The organism is Virgibacillus sp. DJP39, assembly GCF_049310925.1.
GTDB lineage: Bacteria > Bacillota > Bacilli > Bacillales > Amphibacillaceae > Virgibacillus_F.
This window is the reverse complement of sequence record NZ_JBMERP010000075.1, coordinates 1-17,548: the sequence shown is the minus strand read 5'-3', so window position 1 is coordinate 17,548 and position 17,548 is coordinate 1. Positions and strand designations below refer to the sequence as shown.

The window sequence follows — 17,548 nt, the reverse complement described above, 5'->3', positions numbered from 1 at the left end:
TGTACTATATTCATCAAACTGAGATGAGTGCTAAATTTTTACTATATTTATAATAGTGTCGTATAGGTAGAATTTTTTCTTCATTTAACACGATATAGAGTGATTAAAGACGGTGAGCAGTGATTAGGTAACCATTAAATTGGAATGGTAACGCTTTTACTAACTATTTGATGCGTATACATATCAATTCCCCAATACCCCTTGAAACTAAATATACAGATGTTAAAATACAAAGGTTGAAAGAAAAAGATCGGAAGAAATAACAACTTAGGAGAGATTGCATGTTAAACCAAAAAACAATTGCTTTTATGGGTGCAGGGAATATGGCTGAGGCTATGATTTCAGGCATGATTCAAACAGAAAAGATTCCAGCCCAACAAATTATAGTTACTAATAGAGGTAATCAGGATCGTTTAAATTTACTCAAAGAAAAGTATGGCGTAAGAATAAGTTCGATTACAGAATTACCATATAGTGAAATTGACTTTCTCTTTTTGGCAATGAAACCAAAGGGAGCAGAAGAAACACTTTCAGTTATCAAAAATTTAATTCCAAAACAACAAGTAGTTATTTCTGTATTGGCAGGTATTTCTACTTCATATATGGAGGAAAGATTAAATCCTGAGCAAAAAGTAATTCGAGTAATGCCTAACACTTCAAGTATGATACAGGAATCTGCTACAGCGATGTCAATTGGTGCTTACACCGATGAAGGAAATGCTGCTATGGTGGAAGAACTTCTTGCATGTATGGGTGAAGTATATGTAATACCTGAAGACCAAATGGATATCTTTACAGGAATAGCAGGAAGTGGTCCGGCATACTTCTACTATTTAATGGAACAAATGGAAAATATCGGCCAGGTAAGTGGAATGGACAATGAGATGGCTCGTAAAATTGCTGCCCAAACAGTGTATGGAGCAGCAAAAATGATTATGGAAAATGAGGAAACACCTGCAGAATTAATTGATAATATTGTATCTCCGAATGGTACAACTGCAGCTGGATTGAATGCATTGAAAAAGCATAATGGTGGGGTAGCTATCTCACAAGCAGTAAATCATGCGGCAAAAAGGTCAAAAGAAATCAGTAAAGAGCTTGATAATATTTTAGTTCCTTCATGAAAAAAATTAAATAAGTGAATTCGTGATAGACATAAGCAATGGAGCTTATGTCTATTTTCTTATTTTTTTTTAACAGTACAAAAATGTTCGATTAAAACCGCTGCTTTGCATGGGAACATGTCACACTGAGTAATTTTTGTTGCTCTTTAATCTTCGCAGTTGATGTATATTGCGACATTGTGAATTCTTTCTTTTGAAGCCGCCGTTCCGGCAGAACACTCCGCTTTCCGCGGGCATGGCCTCAGTCTTTAATTTAAATAACTTGCCATTCCTCTTTATCTGAAATAAAATAAAAGGTAGAAAATTCAATAAATTTTAGAGAGAGGTGGAGTGTATGAACATGCAGAGCAATGAGCAGATTTCACTTAATAATATATTAGAACGGGCCAGGAGGAATACGTTGGGTGATTTATTGGCACGTACAAGGGATCGTGCTCCTAACAAGTTCGCTATTGCCTATAAAGAAGACAGGTTAACATATGCTGAGCTGGATGACATGGTAAATCAAACTGCGCACGCTTTTTTAGAAAGAGGAATGAATAAAGGTGACATGATTACAGTCATGTCTAGAAATAGTTTAGATTTTGTTACAGTAAACTTTGCTTTAGCACGTATCGGTGCAGTGATGATCCCAATCAATTATATGCTCTCTATCGAGGACGTTCAGTACATTTTAGAGCATGCAGAAGTTAGTGGCTTTATTGCTTCTAGTGAGTTTGCAACGGTACTGGACAAGTCAGCAGGTACACTTGAAATTAATCATCGTTACTTAATGGATGTTCCATTGACATGTGAGAGGAAAGATAATTTATCAGACTGGGAGGCATTGTCTATACTGAGAAAAGGCCAACCGGCTGACTTTGTAGAAGCTGAGATTGCGGATGATGATCTAGCACATGTCTTGTACACAAGTGGGACAGAATCGCGTCCAAAAGGAGTTATGCTTACGCACAAGACGCTTGTAAGTGAATATGTGAGCTGTATAGTTGATGGGAAGATGGAGGCTCGTGATATTGCGATACATGCATTACCACTGTATCATAGCGCGCAACTACACGTCTTTTTAGGACCTAGTATTTATCTGGGGTCAAGCGGGATTGTTCTTGGTGCCGCCAGTCCTGAAGTGATATTAAAAACAATTGAAGAGGAAGGTGCAACACAACTCTTTTGTCCGCCAACCGTCTGGATTGCATTACTACGACATCCCGATTTTGATAAACATGACCTATCTACATTAGAAAAATGTTATTACGGTGCTGCAATTATGCCAAGGGAAATCCTTAAAGAGCTTTCAGAACGGTTACCGAATGCAAGGTTTTGGAACTTCTATGGTCAAACTGAAGTTGCACCTTTAGCTACTGCATTGCAACCAGAAGATCAACTTAGAAAACTTGGTTCAGCTGGAAAGGCTTCATTAAATGTGCAAACAAAAATAGTGGATGATGAGGATAATGAAGTTCCACATAACGAAATTGGGGAAATTGTTCACCGTACACCACACACAATGAAAGGGTATTTACATGATCCTGAGAAAACAGCTGAAGCATTTCGCGGTGGTTGGTTCCATAGTGGTGATTTAGGTGTAATGGATGAGGAAGGTTATATTACCATTGTTGATCGAAAAAAAGACATGATCAACACTGGTGGGGTAAACGTATCTAGCAGGGAAGTCGAAGAAACAATTTATCAATTAAGCGGGGTATCTGAGGTAGCAGTAGTGAGTATCCCAGACGCATATTGGATTGAGGCAGTTACTGCCGTTATCGTCCAAAAAGAGGGAGCTAGACTAACGAAGGATGAGGTAATAAAATTCTGTAAGTCTAAGCTATCCACTTTTAAAGTGCCAAAATACGTAGACTTTGCAGAAAGTTTACCGAAAAACCCAAGTGGTAAGGTACTAAAACGGGCACTGCGTGATCAGTACGAAAACCTTGGGGAAGAGTAGGGGGTGTATAATTGATGGTTATTTTTCAAACACTATTAAATGGAGGTGTTTGGAATGAATGAGAATGAATTTGTAAAAAAGAAGGGCAGAGTAAACACAAGTGTAAATCCACAAGGTCAATCTGAGGATGCCGCAAGCCAGAGACCGAAGTCGGATTTGGAGAACAAAGCTAAGAAGTCGAATACAAAAAGATAAGAATTTGGGCTAATTTTCCATTGCCATTTTAATGGTGAAGTAGTAAGATGTAATTAAGCTACATTGTTCGTATTAAACAAAGTTTTAACCTCTAACATTATAATAGGGAGTTTTATATAAGAGTTGGAATGTCGAGCCTCCAATCGAGAGGAAGACAGGAAGGTTCTTGCAAACACCCACTTTGAGGAGTGGTGGTTTAAAACTTTTTATTTGAATACGGCAATTGTGGCTTCATAACTTATAAAATTAACAGACCAGTTCTTAGCGGAACTGGTCTTTTTGTGTAGTTAAAGATCTTCAATTCCTAAAAGCAGTCAACCTCTGTCTATTCGTTGTTTCCTTAGTTAAAACCCCCAGTAAAACATTCTCACATAAAAGATTTTTAAATTATTTTAAAATTCTATATTGAAAAATAATAACCAATGGCTTATACTATTCTTTAATCTTTAAGAGGGCTAAATAGATTTTAGACTATAGAAAAATGGGGGTATTTTTATGAAATTATTTAGAACATTTCTAGTACTTGCTGGCTTGATGGTTTTGCTCACACTTTCAGCATGTGGTGATAATGAAGATGCATCAGGGTCCTCGAATGAATCAGATTCCGGAGTTTCTGCTAAAATTGGTGTTATTTCTTATATGAGTGGACCTGGAGCTGCTTATGGTGAGGCTATCACAAATGGCTTGAAGCTCGCAAAAAAGGAAATTAACGAGAAGGGCGAAGTTAACATTGAGCTAGTTATTGAGGATTCTGCAGGGAAGCCAGATCAGGCACTTTCATCTGCTCAAAAGTTAATGAATTCTGAAAATGTTACGGGAATTATAGGACCAACATTAAGTACGGAAATGGAAGTAGTAGGACCTGTAGCTAACCAAAATGGAGTTCCTATATTGGGTACCTCGACTACAGCACAGGGAATTCCGCAAATTGGAGAATATGTTTTTAGAGATTCAATACCTGAGTCACAAGCTATTCCAGCTTCCGTAGAAAAAGCTGTTAAGAAATATGATGCTAAGACAGTAGCAATTATGTACGGAAATGATGATGTTTTTACTAAATCAGGGTATGATTCTATGAAAAAAGCTGCAGAAGACTTAGGTCTTGAAGTTTTAACTACACAAACGTTTCAAAAAGGACAATCGGATTACAAAGCACAACTAACAGAAATTAAAGACTTAAACCCAGACTTGATTTTATGTTCAGCTCTATACAATGAAGGTGCAGTAATTATGAAACAAGCTCGGTCTATTGGGATTGACGTTCCATTTGTTGGAGGAAACGGATTCAATTCTCCACAAGTTATTGAGATAGCTGGGGATGCAGGTAATGGATTAATTGTAGCGACACCATGGTTTACAGGTAAAGATGACAAAAAGGTTCAGGATTTTGTGTCTACCTACAAAGAAGAATATGGTAAAGAACCAGATCAATTCGCTGCTCAGGCTTATGACGGTCTTTACATTATGGCAGAAGCTTTGAAAAAAGCTGGGGAGGCAGATCGGGATAAATTGCGTGATGCTTTAGCTAAGACGAAAGATTTTAGTGGTGTGCTTGGAAATATTTCCTTTGATAAAGAGGGCGATGTTGTAATGGATCCTATCGTACTTACAATCAAAGACGGAAAATTCCAGGTTTTTGAGGAATAAAGGTAGTTGAAGCAGTAAAGAAAGTTAAAAACCTTTCTACTTAAAAGTGTAACTAAGGCTTTCGCTAAAAGCCAAGTTTTCTAAAGTAGTATATCTAACGTTAGAAAAAGTTAAATATACAATGAGTCCTCGCCATTGGCATTTAGGATAATGGGATGGCGAGGCTTTTTATTATTATTGAAAAATCACTTAGCAGGAAGCCAAAGGATGTGATGTTATGTTACTAGAACAATTGATAAACGGAATTACTACAGGAAGCATTTATGCCATTGTTGCACTTGGGTATACTTTAGTATTTGGTGTGCTCGGTATCATTAACATGGCACATGGCGAAATCTTTATGTTTGGTGCATTTATGGGAGTTGTCATAACCAGTACGTTGGAAGGCCCATTGTGGCTTGCTTTTGTTGCAGCAGTTGTAGTAACAGCAATAATGGGATATTTACTTGAGCGATTTGCATTACGCCCATTAAGGGACAAGCCGAATGTTTCCCATCTTGCACCCTTAATTAGTACGATCGGTGTTTCAATCTTTCTTGAAAATCTGGCTGACCACCTTTTTGGTTCTGGTAATCAACCAGTTCAAAATAGTTTTTCTGAAATCCGATTTGCTATTGGTTCGGTTAATATCTACATAGTACAAATAATTATATTCTGCATATCAATTGCATTAATGATTGCCTTATCTTATTGGCTACTAAAAACAAAAGGAGGAAAGGCTCTACGTGCAACCGCAGAAAACTTGGAAACTGCAAGTCTACTTGGTGTTAACACGAAAAGAATTATTACTATAACAGTAATTCTTGCATCAGCAATTGGAGGAATTGCTGGAATCCTGGTTGGTATGGCGTTCAGCTCTGTTAACCCGCAGATGGGGTTGTCAATCGGGTTGAAAGGACTTGCCATCATTATTTTAGGAGGAATGGGAAATGTCAAAGGAGCAATGGCTGGTGGAATGATACTAGGTCTATCAGAGACTTTGATTGTGGTTATGGGCTACTCTGGATACCGTGATGCCATTGCGTTTATTATTATCATCATTATTTTGCTTGTAAGACCACAAGGGCTATTCGGAAAGAAAACAGCATGATGGCTTTAAGGGGGTGAATCCATGCTAGGAGAATTGATAAATCCATATTATTTACAAGTTGCCTCTTTTATTTTAATAAATATTATTCTTGCCTTAAGTATTTATGTAACACTGGCTTCAGGACAATTATCCCTAGGGAATGCTGGTTTTATGGCTGTTGGGGCCTACACCACCGCATTGCTGACGACAAACTTCGAAATACCTCTGTTAGTTGGTGTTTTAGCTGGAGCTAGTCTAGCTGGGGTTTTTGGAATCTTGGTTGGGATCCCGGCATTACGATTACACGGTGTATTTCTGGCTATTGCTACATTAGGGTTCGGGGAAATTGTACGGGTATTTCTCGTGAACACGGACTCACTTACAAAAGGTGCGATTGGAATAGGGGGGATACCTCAGCTTGGGCGAGAAATCCTACAATTTCTGCAAAAATTCGGTTTTGATCCTGAAGCAATTGGACTAGAAACCAATCAGTTTGTATTTCTATCAATATTTATCGTACTATTACTAGTCGTTATTGCCTTGGTCTGGTTCTTTGTGAGGCAAAGTAACTCACGCGTAGGTCGAGCTTTTTCTGCCATAAAAATGGATGAGCAGGCTGCAGCTTCAATGGGAGTAAATGTTACATATTACAAAGTTTTATCTTTTACTCAAGGAGCTGTATTTGCAGGGCTTGCTGGAGCGTTATATGCGCATGTTTTGTCGTATATAAGTCCAGCTGATTTTTCATACCATAGGGCCGTCGAGATTTTAGTGTTTGCAGTGTTCGGTGGTAGTGAAGTTGTTGTCGGTGCTATATTTGGTGCTTTCTTTCTTACATTGCTCCCTGAAGTTTTACGATTTATTAGCGATTATCGTTACATGATCTACGGGTTGCTATTGGTGGTCATGATGGCTTACCGGCCACAGGGGATTATTGATGAACAAATGGTTCGGTGGTTTAAAAAACGTATAGGAAGGGGGAGTAAGCGTGGTACTGGAAATAAATAAAGTCAGCAAACAGTTCGGTGGAATAACCGCTTTGTCTGAAGTATCCTTTTCCATTCGTCAAGGTGAGATTTTAGGGTTGATTGGGCCTAATGGCGCTGGAAAAACGACAATGTTCAATATGATAACGGCTATGCTTCCTCCAACTTCAGGTGAGATCTTGTTAACAAAACAGAAAATCAATGGGTTAAAGCCTCACGAGATAACCGAAAAAGGTATTTGTCGTACGTTTCAAAACATCCGGTTATTTCCTGAAATGACGGTATTAGAAAACGTAATGATGGGGACTCATTGTCGAAACACTTCAGGTGTTTGGAGTAGTGTGTTCCGGACAAAGTCCCAAAAGCAAGAAGAACAGAAAATTAATCAAAAGGCAAGTGAACTATTGGGCAAGGTGAATTTGCTCGAAGAACAGGAAACTGTTGCAAAGAATCTTGCATACGGCCAGCAAAGAAGGCTGGAGATTGCTAGAGCATTAGCAAGTGATCCTACATTGTTACTTCTTGATGAACCAGCTGCTGGGATGAACGAACGGGAAACAGAAGAGTTACATGAACTAATTATGAGAATACAAGAAATGGGAATTACGGTTCTACTTATTGAACATGACATGCCACTTGTAATGAAGACATGTGATCGTATTGTCGTTTTAAACTTTGGTAAGAAGATCGCTGAAGGCGAACCGAAAGCTATTCAGAATAATCCGGAAGTGATCGAAGCTTATCTCGGTTCGGAGGGAGATGACGATATTGCTTAACGTAACAGGATTAGAAACGTTTTATGGAAACATTCAAGCATTAAAGGGAATCGATCTTAAAGTTGATGAAGGCAGCATTGTTACTATTCTTGGAGCTAATGGAGCTGGCAAATCAACGTTAATGAAAACAATTATTGGCCTGTTAAAACCAAAGCAAGGAGAAATTGAATTTCTTGGGAAAAAAGTAACTGGAAATCGACCTGATCAGCTTATCCGTAAAGGCATTGCTTTTGTACCTGAAGGAAGGGCAATGCTCGCTGAAATGTCTGTAATGGAAAACCTTGAGATGGGTGCTTATCATCGAAAAGATGACGAGGTAGACCAAGATATACAACAAGTCATCAAGCGGTTTCCTATACTAGAAGAAAGAAAAAGCCAGCTAGCAGGGACAATGTCAGGTGGTCAGCAGCAAATGCTTGCCATAGCTAGGGCACTGCTAGCAAGACCCAAACTATTGTTAATGGATGAGCCATCAATGGGCTTGGCCCCACTAATTGTAGCGGATATATTTAAAATGATTAAAGATATCAATGAAACCGGCACTACGATTCTTCTGGTAGAGCAAAATGCAAGGCAGGCATTGAAAGTGGCCGACTATGGATATGTCCTGGAAACAGGAAAGATAACAGCAGAAGGTAAAACAGAAGAACTACTTGAGAATCCACGTATCGCTGAAGCCTATTTAGGAGGTTAAGCTTCTATATTAGTTGTGTTGTGAATAAGAGAGGGGATTCATTCCAATGAATTCCCTCTTCATGTATCTATTAATTTTGCGTATCACCCATGCATAGAAATTAACCCATAAATACAAAGGTGGGAAATCAGATGAAGGTATCCTTATTTATAACTTGTCTTGGAGAAGTATTTTACCCAGATGTAGGCAAAGATGTCGTCGAAGTACTTGAACGGTTAGGGTGTGAGGTGGATTTCCCAAAAGAACAGACGTGTTGTGGCCAGCCAGCATACAATAGTGGTTATCGGAAAGAAGCAACCCGGATAGCAAAGCATACGATAAAGGCTTTTGAGGGCTCAGAATATATAGTAACACCATCTGGGTCATGCGCAGCAATGCTTGAAGAATATATTACTTTGTTTGATGATGACCCACAATGGCGTAAGAAAGCGGAAATTCTGGCAAGCAAAACCTATGAGTTCACACAGTTTTTAGTTGATGTGTTAAAGGTAGAGGACGTTGGTGCAAAATTCGAAGCTACAGCAACTTATCATACATCCTGTCATATGACACGTTTATTAGGGGTAGTTGATGCTCCAATAAAGTTACTTGAAAATGTCGAAGGACTGGAAATGCAACCGCTTGCGAATTGTCATGACTGCTGTGGGTTTGGAGGAACGTTCTCGGTGAAGATGGCTTCTATATCCGAGCAGATGGTTAATGAAAAAGTCAAACATATTGAGCAAACGAGAGCAACTGTATTGATTGGTGCTGACAGTGGTTGTTTAATGAACATTAAAGGTCGAATTGATCGTCTCGGAAAACCGATTGAAGTAATGCACATTGCGCAAGTACTGAATCAGCTTAAGTGATTAGGTATGATAAGTTTGAGTAAGTAGCTTATAATCTATAATGATTCAAAATGGGGGCTCCGATGATGGCGATGAAAATTGGAAATGAAAACTTTTACGACCATGTTGATCAGGAATTAAAAGACACATTTATGCGTAACGCGATTGCTACCGCCCAGGATAGTCTGAGGGGGAAAAAGATTCAGGCAACTACCGGCGACGAGAGTCTTGGTGATTGGGAGGAATGGCGCAATGCAGGTGAAGAAATCCGCCGACATACGTTAGAAAACCTTGATTATTATTTAAACCAGTTAAGCGAGAATATAGCTGAGCGTGGAGGGCATGTATTTTTTGCTGAAACCGCTGAGGAAGCAAATCGTTATATTCATGATGTTATAGAGGAAAAGAACGCAAAAAATATTGTGAAAACCAAGTCGATGGTGACCGAGGAAATTAGCCTGAATGAAATGTTGGAAGAAATGGGGTGTGATGTTTTAGAAACAGATCTTGGAGAATACATTTTACAAATTGATGACGATAAGCCATCTCATTTTGTTGCGCCATCATTACATAAAAATAAGGAACAAATCAGGGATACTTATCGGGATAAAATAGACTACCAGGGCACAGAAAATCCAGAGGAATTAACAGCATATACACGTAAAATATTACGCGAAAAGTTTCTGCAGGCAGATGTTGGTATCACTGGGTGTAATTTCGCAGTCGCCGATTCTGGTACAGTTACACTCGTGACCAATGAAGGTAATGCTAATATGGTGACGACATTACCAGAAACACAAATAAGTGTAATGGGAATGGAGCGGATTGTTCCAACATGGGAAGATCTCGATGTGATTGTCAGTCTGTTGTGCCGCAGTGCTGTTGGGCAAAATTTATCCACATATGTGACTGCAGTGTCACCAGAGGTTGAGGAAGGTTCTGTTGATGTTCCAAAAGACTTTCATTTGGTTATTTTAGATGGGGGCCGCTCAAATGCACTGGGGACAGAGTTTCAGGATGCGCTACATTGTATCCGTTGTGCAGCCTGTGTTAATGTGTGCCCTGTTTACCGACAAATCGGTGGTCATGCTTATGGCTCAATTTATCAAGGGCCAATTGGAGCAGTCCTTTCCCCAATTCTTGCGGGTTATGAGGATCATGAAGAGCTACCATTTGCCTCAAGCCTTTGTGGTGCCTGTACAGAAGCATGCCCGGTTAATATTCCACTGCATGAATTGCTTATCAGGCACAGAGAGCGAATTGTCCAGGGTAAGGGAAAAGTGTCTGCTGGTGAAAATCTTGCTATGAAAGGATTTGGAATGGTTGCTTCAACTAACACTCTGTATAAAATAGCAATGAAATCAGCGCCTATTTTAACAACTCCCTTCATGAAAGAAGGAAGCATCTCTAAAGGATCCGGGCCATTAAAAGACTGGACCAACAGTCGTGATTTTCCTGTTCCAAGTAAGAAGAGCTTTCGGAAATGGTTTGATCATCATTAGAAAACTTGGCTTATCGCCAAGCCTTAATGGCGAAAGCCTTAGTTGCACTTATGCAGTAAGAAAGGATTTTATACTTTCTTACCTGCCCAGAAAGGAGATGTCGACGATGTCCAAAGGTAAAATTCACAATAGGGAAAAATTTTTAGATAACATCGCTAAAAGCATAGGACGAGACCGCGTGGAAGAAGTAAACCGCCCAGATAAACAGTTTATGCCCCAGTTAAAAGTATTTGAGAAGTTGTCAGCAGATGAACTTTTGAACGAATTTAAATCTGCCTGTAAAAAAATTCATACGAATGTAGTGGAAACAAGCACTGCATCTCTCCCAGATGTTCTAGGAGGAATGGTTACAGATCACGGGGGTGGTCAAGTCATTGTACCTGAAGACTCTCTTTTTGAGGAATATGGTCTAAGTAGTTTTTTAAACCAGGAAACTGTTTATACGTGGGACCCGTCCTGCGGCAATGAAAATATTGAACTTGCCAAAAATGCTAATATAGGAATAACCTTCAGTGATATTACATTGGCAGAATCAGCTACAGTTGTAATTTTTAATGACAAGAACAAAGCGCGGACCATAAGTCTGCTGCCAACTACTTATATTGCAATCATTCCTAAAAGTACGATCGTTCCCAGGATTACACAGGCTACCCAAGAAATTGATCGGAAAATTGCAGCTGGTGAAACAATCGCCTCCTGTGTTAATTTCATCTCTGGACCAAGCAACAGTGCTGACATTGAGTACAACCTTGTCGTCGGTGTTCATGGGCCCGTTAGAGTGTCGTATATCGTAGTTAATGACCGGTAATTAACTACTTAATTAATTAATATAATACCTTTGTACTAGATGATTACCCCATTTAGTCAATAGCTATTTCCCATTTAATTTGAGAAAATTATCATACAAACTAACTGGGTTTGGGTCTAGATTGGTCAGTGTATTTTTCATTAGACTAATCTAGACTTTTTAGATTGTTGATAATATTTGGCATAGTTATTCCCTTCGTATACAATTAAAATATCTTAATTAATGATTAGAGGGTATAAAATGAATCGACAACATCTTATTCAATCGAAAGAAACAAACGCTAAAATATTTATGGCGTTAATATCTATCGTTGGAGCTGGGTTAATTCTTTTTTATTCATTACAGTTGCATACTCCTAAGGAACCACTTATCTTACTATTATTTGCAGTGTTTATTTTAATTTGCGAATATTACCCCATCCCTGTTTGGAAGGGCAATACTACCATTAACTTCCCCATAATATTTACACTTTTTTTAATATCAGGTCTTGCTTACACGTTGATTATTTATGCAATATCAGTACTTATAGTTAATATAATCAGTCGCCGTCCTTATCGTATTATTTCGTTTAATACAGCACAATTAATTTTGAGTTTCTACATTTCTGTAAAACTAGCAAATATACTTGAACCTTACATTTTCTTTAATTCAACATTTGTAGGTGAAGTGTTGGAATATGCTGTTCTCCTGATTTTCTTTCACATATTCAATAATTTAATGGTTGATATAGTGTTGGCTTTACGTCCACAAGCATATCCATTTAGTGCGTGGAAACAAAAAACACTTTCAGAACTAAGTAGTGCAGCTATTTCATTGGTTTATGGATTTACGTTATTTCTACTAAGTAGCCAAAACCGAGGTCAAATTGATTTCTTCTCCTTTTTCTTCTTCTTTTCACCATTAGTTGGACTATCATTACTAAGTGCTGTTATTTTTCGGCTTAGAAGGGAGAAGAGTAGATTAAAAGCTTTGTTCTCCATTACCTCAGAACTAAACACAATGGTCCCGACAGAGGATTGGCTTGATAGTATGAAATCAAGCTTTCACGCCTTCGTAGATGTAGATGCAAGTGGATTATGGGTGAAAACCGATGAAAAGTGGATTAAAACCTATGCAGAAGGGGGAGTTAAGGAAAAGTTTCAATTACAGGATGAAGAAATCAACATTATTGAAAACATGAAAAAACTTACTCTTTATGAAAATCGTAAAACAGACATTGGCATTGCCTCTGCTTGCTTTGACGTACATATTAAATCATTTGTCTATGCTCCTCTTATTATAGATAGCGAGATTATTGGTATTTTTATAGTTGGTCGTAGTAGAACAAAGAGCTTTGGTGAAGATGACACTAGCTCAATTGCAACATTTGCGAACCAGCTAGCAATTGTAATTAAAACAAGATCGCTAATTAAAGAGCAGGAAAAGACAATTATCTTGGAGGAGAGAAACCGAATAGCAAGAGAAATTCATGATGGTGTTGCTCAATCACTCGCAGGTGCAATAATGAGCCTAGAAACAGCGGAACGAAAATATCGAATAAAGCCAGATGATACGTTGAATCTAATTTCAGGTAGTATTTCTAAGCTAAGAAACAGTTTAAAGGAAGTTCGTGAATCCATTTATGCCCTGAGGCCGTATCCGACAGAAAGAGTCGGGCTAATTCCGGCGATTGCTAAAAAAATAGATAATATAATGATGGAAAGTAAAGTTGATGTAAACTTTGAAGTTCGGGGAAAAGAATGTTCGTTAAGTTCAATGACCGAAAAAGTGTTGTTCAATGTATTTCAAGAAAGCATAACAAATAGTTTAAAGCACAGTAAAACTGAAAGGATTGATGTTCTGATAAGCTATCAAACACATCAAATACTATTGCGAATAAAAGATTACGGTGTAGGATTTTCTTTACTTCATGAAATGATTAAAGCTACAGACAACTCCCACTTTGGAATATTAAATATGAATGAGATTGTTGAAAAAATTAATGGGTCACTACAAATAAATAGCAATGAACAAGATGGTACGGAACTATCTGTGTATATTCCGAAAATGGATATAGAAGGAGGGAAGAGTCTTGATAAAGATTATGTTAGTTGACGATCACGCTGTATTACGTGACGGTCTCAAAAACATTATTGAACTTGAAAGTGATATCAAAGTTGTAGGAGAAGCAGTTTCAGGAGATGAGGCTTTAGACAAGGTAGGTGATCTAGAACCTGATATTGTCTTGATGGATATTAACTTACCAATCCGAAACGGAATAGAAGTTACAGGAATTTTAAAAGAAAGATTTCCTACTATTAAAATTTGCATTTTAACCATGCACAGTCATGAAGAATATTTTATGTCAGCTATTCGAGAAGGGGCGGATGGGTATTTGTTAAAAGATTCCCCTTCTGAGCAGGTCATAGAAGCAATAAGGGAAGTTGCAAGAGGGGAATCAGTTATTCACCCTTCCATGACAAAAAAGTTGTTAACGTTTCACCAACAAAAGAGTGAATCAAAAGTTGAAAAGTCAGGACAATTAAGTGAACGAGAAAAAGAGGTACTGGTATGTTTACTAGAAGGATTAAGTAATAAGGAGATTGCAGATAAGCTTTTTATTAGCGATAAGACTGTTAAAATACATGTAAGTAAAATTTTTAAGAAATTGAAAGTGAAAAGTCGCTCTCAGGCAATTATTCACGCAGTTCAAAACCAGCTAGTACCAATACCAGGTTTAAAAAAAGCAAAAAATGACATTTGACCTTGTGGATTAACAAAAGCACTAGATTAGTAATACTTTTGTATGAAGTTAAATAGTGCCTTTATTAGTTACTTTATAACCTTTGCTTAATAGAAAATTTTGTACTCCTAATTCATAATTAAAGTGAAAGAAGATTAATAAAATTAGGAGGAGAAAAAATTGAAAAAACTTATTCATTTGATTTTAATCGCAGTTTTAGTGTTTCCACTTTTATTTGCTGGAACTAAAGCAAACGCTGCCTCGGATTCTGTAACAATAGATCCCCTATTGCAGCAGGCTATAGAAGATGGTGAAAATCAATTTGAGGTTATTATAACCTTCTACGGAGATGACAAACCTACAACTGAGAATTTAAACCTCTTAGAAAATACAGGTATTACTAAAGGGATTTCCTTAAAATCCTTACCAATGGTAGCTACAGTAATTACTGAGAAGCAAATCAATGCCTTAAAAAGCAATGATAAAATACGTTCTATTTATCTTAATCGTAAGCTATCCTACTATAACGAAGATTCGACTGCCTTAACTGGGGTTGACAAGGTTCGTACCGATGATGAAATGAGAAAACAGAATGGTGGTCTTCCGGTTTCCGGTAAGGGAATAGGGATTGTAGTAAATGATAGTGGTGTAGATGGTACTCATCAGGATATTGAGTATGGCAAGAACCTAGTGCAAAACGTTGCGGCAAATGCAAACCTCAATAGTTTAGCTCCAGGGCTGTTACCAATAACTTATGTCGAAAATGTTCCAAATACAGATACTAATTCCGGTCATGGCACGCATGTTGCAGGTACTGTAGGTGGAACAGGTGAAATGTCTGGAGGTATGTATGAAGGAGTTGCACCAGGAGCAGACTTGATTGGTTATGGGTCAGGTGCAGCATTGTTCATATTAGATTCAATCGGTGGATTTGATTATGCTATTACTCACCAGTCTGAATACAATATTCGTGTCATTACAAATTCTTGGGGGTCTTCAGGTGAGTTTAATCCAAATGATCCCGTGAATATTGCAAGTAAGAAAGCATTTGATCGTGGAATAACCGTTTTATTTGCTGCTGGAAACTCTGGACCTGGGGAAAATACGCATAACCCTTATGCAAAAGCTCCATGGGTTATCTCGGTCGCAGCTGGTGAAAAGGATGGAACTCTTGCTGACTTTTCCTCACGTGGCACGAATGGAGTAGGTGGCTCCTTTGAAATGGATGGCCAAACATGGAATTGGGAGGATCGACCAACAGTAACTGCTCCAGGCGTCGATATAATTTCCACTAGAACCTTAGCACCTGTGTCTTCCTTGGCAGCGGAAAAGGATGCAGAATTAATCGACCCTGCATACTTGCCTTACTACACTTCTATGAGTGGAACTTCCATGGCTACACCTCATCTGGCAGGTATAGTAGCTTTAATTTTAGAGGCTAATCCGTTATTATCGCCTTCTGAAATAAAAGAAATTGTACAAAAGACTGCAACAAACATGCCAGGTTATGAGGCTTGGGAAGTTGGTGCTGGGTATGCTAATGCCTATGCAGCAGTTGACAAGGCGTTTAATATCGCTAGAGATTATGGAAATACAGTAAATATGTATCAAAGCTTTAACAGTAATGTAGAATCGACAACGAGTCGCCAGGGTTTTCAAGTAGATTATAATCCTGTAACACTTGTATCCGACAATCAATATTCATTTAAAGTCGAAGAAGGTTTGTCTAATTTAGTTGCCAAAGTAGATGCAAGGGGTATACTTCAGGAAACAGGGAATCCGGTGAATTTGGTATTAATAGCACCAGACGGAGCAGAATACAGTTCAGGAATAAGCTTGTTATTTCCTTTATATACGAATCGTACAGTTTCGATAAATTCTCCTATTACTGGAACTTGGAAAGTTGAATTACGGGGATTACGAGGGGACGAGGCGAATCCATTAGGAGCAGCCCTTCCCGAAACAGTGGAAGGATCACTAGCTTTTACAAAAGTAAGTGGGTTTTCAGGGCTAGATGATATAAGCGGTCACCCGGCTTCTTCTGCTATTCAAATGGGAATAAAAGAAAGGTTGTTTGATGGATATAAGAGTGATAATTTCAAGCCCGATACTACATTATCAAGAGAGGAATTAGCTCAATATTTAGTAATGGGTGCAGGGATACGACAATCATTATCTACTGAATATTCAAGTGATATATCCCCATTTGTTCAAGCTGTGCTTGCAAACGGTGCATCTATCAAAGATAAGGCTCAAGTTCAAAACGGGGTTATGTTGGCAAATGCTTCTAATGAATTTTCGCCAAAAGATGATGTGTCTCGAGCAGAACTTGCATACTCTCTTGTACAAAGTCTTGGTTTACAAGAAGAGGCGCGGTCATTTGAGGGCGATCTCACTGTCCAGTATAAAGATCAGAGGGTTATAATTGATGATGCAGGTAACATACCTAATGAATTTAAGGGTTATGTTCAGTTAGCATTAGACCTAAATATACTCAACGCTACTTTTTCTGTTACACAGGGTCAATATGATTTAGAGCCTACTATAAAGGCAAATTTTTCTCCGAATCAAGAAGTTTTAAGAGGTGACTTTGCTGTAGCTATGACTCGTTATTTTAACGCGTTTTTTAGATAAGGTTAAATAAAAGGCCAGTTTCTTAATTGAAACTGGTCTTTTGAATGTTATGATATAAGTAAAACATTGAAGTCATAATAGGTCTAGGGAGGTAACAGAATGTCATTTAATTACATTGATATTGATCATTTGCAACTAGCTGCACCAGTAGGCGGCGAAGATAAAGCCAGAGAATTCTTCGTTGATTTACTCGGTTTTAAAGAAGTTGAAAAACCTGAACTTTTACGAAAAAATGGTGGTGTTTGGTTTGAAGCTGGAAAAATTAACTTACATATTGGCATGGAAGAGAATTTTGTTCCCGCAAAAAGGGCACATCCCGCATTCCAAGTAGATAATATTGAATCATTGAAAGGTTATTTAAAAGAGAAGAATATAATAGTTAAGGTTGATAACCGTCTTCCAGGTGCTAATAGATTTTATCTTGATGATCCATTTGGAAACCGTTTAGAGTTTTTAGAATGGGTTAAGTAATCCTACATCCAATGAGATCGGTGCTGTCGAAACTTGGCAGCGCCGATTTTTGTAGACTGATTGAAAATCGAGCACCGACCACAGATTATCGCGCACCACACAGCCGAAATCGAGCACCAACCCGGGATTATCGAGCACCAATAAT

15 protein-coding genes and 1 other RNA gene are annotated in these 17,548 nt (G+C 38.2%); all 16 read left to right on the top strand.

Annotated features, from left to right (window positions below; all coding sequences use genetic code 11):
* The first annotated feature begins 281 nt into the window (after nt 1-281).
* Nucleotides 282-1,124 (top strand): pyrroline-5-carboxylate reductase, encoded by an 843-nt coding sequence (gene proC, locus ACOI1D_RS17540; protein ID WP_422503054.1) that lies wholly within the window; start codon nt 282-284, stop codon nt 1,122-1,124.
* A 340-nt stretch (nt 1,125-1,464) separates the two neighbouring features.
* Entirely contained in the window at nt 1,465-3,069 is a 1,605-nt protein-coding gene (locus ACOI1D_RS17535; protein WP_422503056.1) for an acyl-CoA synthetase, read from the top strand.
* A gap of 54 nt (nt 3,070-3,123) precedes the next feature.
* Entirely contained in the window at nt 3,124-3,264 is a 141-nt protein-coding gene (sspL, locus tag ACOI1D_RS17530) for a small, acid-soluble spore protein L (RefSeq protein ID WP_422503052.1), read from the top strand.
* 52 nt (nt 3,265-3,316) lie between these two features.
* A non-coding RNA gene (gene ssrS, locus ACOI1D_RS17525) (6S RNA) lies at nt 3,317-3,500 on the top strand.
* A gap of 259 nt (nt 3,501-3,759) precedes the next feature.
* On the top strand, nt 3,760-4,911 hold the full coding sequence (locus tag ACOI1D_RS17520; RefSeq protein ID WP_422503051.1) for an ABC transporter substrate-binding protein: 1,152 nt from the start codon (nt 3,760-3,762) through the stop codon (nt 4,909-4,911).
* Nucleotides 4,912-5,128: 217 nt separating this feature from the next.
* Complete coding sequence (locus ACOI1D_RS17515; RefSeq protein WP_422503049.1) at nt 5,129-6,001, top strand: branched-chain amino acid ABC transporter permease; 873 nt, start codon at nt 5,129-5,131, stop codon at nt 5,999-6,001.
* 21 nt (nt 6,002-6,022) lie between these two features.
* A complete protein-coding gene (locus ACOI1D_RS17510) occupies nt 6,023-6,988 on the top strand; it encodes a branched-chain amino acid ABC transporter permease (protein WP_422503047.1) in 966 nt (321 codons plus the stop codon).
* Entirely contained in the window at nt 6,969-7,742 is a 774-nt protein-coding gene (locus tag ACOI1D_RS17505) for an ABC transporter ATP-binding protein (protein WP_422503045.1), read from the top strand. Before ACOI1D_RS17510 ends, ACOI1D_RS17505 begins: the two co-directional genes overlap by 20 nt.
* On the top strand, nt 7,735-8,436 hold the full coding sequence (locus ACOI1D_RS17500) for an ABC transporter ATP-binding protein (protein WP_422503043.1): 702 nt from the start codon (nt 7,735-7,737) through the stop codon (nt 8,434-8,436). The genes ACOI1D_RS17505 and ACOI1D_RS17500 overlap by 8 nt, the downstream gene beginning before the upstream one ends.
* A 131-nt stretch (nt 8,437-8,567) precedes the next feature.
* Complete coding sequence (locus tag ACOI1D_RS17495; protein WP_422503041.1) at nt 8,568-9,287, top strand: (Fe-S)-binding protein; 720 nt, start codon at nt 8,568-8,570, stop codon at nt 9,285-9,287.
* A gap of 65 nt (nt 9,288-9,352) precedes the next feature.
* The gene (locus ACOI1D_RS17490) at nt 9,353-10,768 is read left to right on the top strand and encodes a LutB/LldF family L-lactate oxidation iron-sulfur protein (protein WP_422503039.1); all 1,416 of its coding nucleotides are present in this window, start codon (nt 9,353-9,355) and stop codon (nt 10,766-10,768) included.
* Nucleotides 10,769-10,874: 106 nt separating this feature from the next.
* Entirely contained in the window at nt 10,875-11,576 is a 702-nt protein-coding gene (locus tag ACOI1D_RS17485; protein WP_422503037.1) for a LutC/YkgG family protein, read from the top strand.
* 240 nt (nt 11,577-11,816) lie between these two features.
* Entirely contained in the window at nt 11,817-13,670 is a 1,854-nt protein-coding gene (locus ACOI1D_RS17480) for a GAF domain-containing sensor histidine kinase (protein ID WP_422503035.1), read from the top strand.
* A complete protein-coding gene (locus ACOI1D_RS17475) occupies nt 13,648-14,319 on the top strand; it encodes a response regulator (protein WP_422503033.1) in 672 nt (223 codons plus the stop codon). The genes ACOI1D_RS17480 and ACOI1D_RS17475 overlap by 23 nt, the downstream gene beginning before the upstream one ends.
* Before the next feature lie 159 nt (nt 14,320-14,478).
* Entirely contained in the window at nt 14,479-16,932 is a 2,454-nt protein-coding gene (locus tag ACOI1D_RS17470; RefSeq protein WP_422503031.1) for a S8 family serine peptidase, read from the top strand.
* 99 nt (nt 16,933-17,031) lie between these two features.
* Nucleotides 17,032-17,403: a VOC family protein gene (locus ACOI1D_RS17465; protein ID WP_422503029.1), complete on the top strand. Its 372-nt coding sequence runs from the start codon at nt 17,032-17,034 to the stop codon at nt 17,401-17,403.
* The last annotated feature ends 145 nt before the right edge of the window (nt 17,404-17,548 follow it).